Genomic DNA, 2,610 nt, shown 5'->3' with positions numbered 1-2,610 from the left:
GCCAGCAACCAAAAAACAACGGGGGAGAGGGGAAGCTGGCCGGTCACCTGATCCGCCCCACCCACCCGACTTCTCGGCAAAGAAGGAGCAACACCATGAACGCAATCACCATCAAGACGGTGACCACAGCCGACACCGGCGAAACCATCGACGGCGTGACCGTGCTGGGCGATTACCACATGAACGGCGGCTACGACTGGATGGAACTCATCGGTGAACACGGCTGGGCCGTGATCCCCAGCTGGGGGTGCGACGGCTGGGACCTGGGCCAGTGGCCCTATGTCATGGTCGCCGGGATCCGCACCGCCGATGAGATCGGCAACCTGTTCGGCATGGCCACGTACTGCGAGGGCGACGTTCGAACGACCTTCTACAGGACCAAGGCCCGGTTCTGGGATGCGATCAGCGAACAGGCGTTCCTCCACTGGAAGAACGGACAGGCTCAGGGACCGGAAGACCTGCCCATGGCGGCGGCCGAGCTGCCCAGTCGGTACCGCCAGCCGTGCACGGTCTTCAACGCCGCCTAACCACCGGCGACAGGTTCCCCGCTCCGTCCGGAGCGGGGAACCCCCGGACCTTCGATGCCGCGGCAGACTCACTTTCTGCCGCGGCTGGGGCGGTCCGTCGTCGTGGCCGGCTGCCGCTGTGGTCACCGGCGACGGACCGCCGTCCGCATGAGGGCCGCGCGTGGCGGCTGATGCCGGCGGCCTGGCCTGGACGCGGATGGCCAGGGCGGGAGGATCCATCCGCGTCCAGGGCAAGTCCTGGTCTCCGCTTCGCTGCAACCAGGCAAAAGGGCGTCCGCTCCGCGGCCGGCTGTCGGGTCCAGGGCGCACCGTCGCAGAGCTCCGGACCCCCTGAACCTTGGTGTCTACGACGTTTTTTGGCTGCTGTCCTTCGGATTGTACGTGTCCGCTCCACCCCGTCTAGCTCCTCCTTCGTCGGGGCCTGCGGCCCGAAGAATCGGCTCCGGCGCTCCTTCGTCGCTTATTTCCTGCGCAGATTCCACGGCCCTTGCCCTGCGGGTAGACAGGCCTCCGTCGGCCACAGCTCCGCAAGCTTCGCCAGCAGCCAAAAAACAACGGGGGAGAAGGGGAGCAGGCCGGTCACCTAAGCCGCCCCACCCACCACATCCTCGGAAAAGGACACACAACCATGAACGACTTCATCAGCTTCACCGACCCGGCCGACATCCTCGCGCTCATCCCGCACACACTGGGGGAACAGCCCACGGAATCCTTCGTCGTGCTGACCATGAACGGAACGCGGCTCGGCGCGACCCTGCGCGTGGACGCGCCGTTCGGAGCGGACCCGCGCGGCTACGCCCAGACGCTCGTCAGCCACCTGAGCGCGGACGAGAACGCCACGGGCACCCTTCTGGTGATCTACACCGACGAGAACAGCCCCGGAAGCCCGCGCCCGTACTCGGAACATGTCGAGGCATTGCGTACCGAGCTGGCCACCGCCCAGATGCCGCTGAAGGACGCATGGATGGTCACCTCCCACGCGTGGCGGAACTACCTGTGCACCGACCCCGCATGCTGCCCGGATGAACCGCTGGAGGCGATCACGACCAGCAACGGCAACGCCGAACTGATCTACCGGGGGAGCCAGGTCACCGGATTCACCGCGCCTGTTCCCTTCACCGGAGACGCAACTGTCCGCGAAACCATCAAGGCCCACACCCCCGAAGGGTGGCCGGAGGAACTGGACCACAGCCGGGCCATCTGGGCCGAGGTACTGGAGAACCCGGAAACCCTGACCACCGGGCGCGGGCACGAACTGGCGGGAGCGTTCCAGCACCCCACGGTCCGGGATTACCTCATGGCCGACGTCATGACCACCGCGCCGGAGCAGTTCACTTCCGTCCTGCTGGGCGTGGTCCTTGCCCGTCCGGACTGGGCACGCGTGGACCGTGCCCAGGAAATCGCCTTCGAACTTTTGAAGGCAACCCCGGAAGGCCAGCGCGCACCGATGCTCTGCCTGATCGGCTGGCTGGAATGGCTCAAGGGCAAGTCCAGCTTCGCCGCACGGTACTTCAAGCTCGCCATGGAGGACGTCACCGATTACCGGCTGGCGTCGTTGCTGACCGAGCTCCTCAACCGTGGCGTGGTTGCCGACTGCGCACGGAACAAGGCAATGTCCTACACACCGTCCATTCGGTAACCGGATGAACCGAGGCCGGACCCCAGTTCAATACCGGGGTCCGGCCTTGGTCATCCTCCAGGGTGCGGTGGGGGCCTCCTCCGCTGCGCTCCCCCGGCCGCCGTCAACGCTGGCGCGGGCGCAGCACCAATTCCAGACAATGTGCAGGATCCGCCGCTAGGGTGAAAGGACAACCCCGTCCCAAACCCCAGGCAAGGAAACCCCGCCGTGGCATCTCAGTTCCGCATGACCGAGGACGATACCGTCGGCCCCGATGCCAGCCAGATCGAAGACCTGCTGGAATTGCGCCTGCTCACGGCAGGCCCGGAAACCGGGCCTGTAGACTTTCCCGTAACAGACCACCGGCTCGAGCAGCCGTAACCCACGGCAGCATCGACGCTGCACCACAGATTTCCTTTTTCCGAGGGAAACAGAAAGAGCCGGCGCATTCAGAGCCGGCTCTTT

General features: G+C 65.8%; 3 protein-coding genes. All 3 read left to right on the top strand.

The features are described 5' to 3' along the window. Window positions 1–95 precede the first annotated feature (95 nt). A complete protein-coding gene (locus tag AC3WJM_RS22950) occupies window positions 96–527 on the top strand; it encodes a hypothetical protein (RefSeq protein WP_492273048.1) in 432 nt (143 codons plus the stop codon). A gap of 628 nt (window positions 528–1,155) precedes the next feature. Beyond that, a complete protein-coding gene (locus AC3WJM_RS22945; RefSeq protein ID WP_492273047.1) occupies window positions 1,156–2,166 on the top strand; it encodes a DUF4192 domain-containing protein in 1,011 nt (336 codons plus the stop codon). Window positions 2,167–2,373: 207 nt separating this feature from the next. Next, the gene (locus tag AC3WJM_RS22940) at window positions 2,374–2,526 is read left to right on the top strand and encodes a hypothetical protein (protein WP_492273046.1); all 153 of its coding nucleotides are present in this window, start codon (window positions 2,374–2,376) and stop codon (window positions 2,524–2,526) included. Window positions 2,527–2,610: the final 84 nt, after the last annotated feature.

It is taken from the genome of Arthrobacter sp. FW306-1B-G06A (assembly GCF_058781765.1).
Note: the sequence above shows the minus strand (reverse complement) of the source record. Positions and strands in the feature narration are given on the sequence as shown.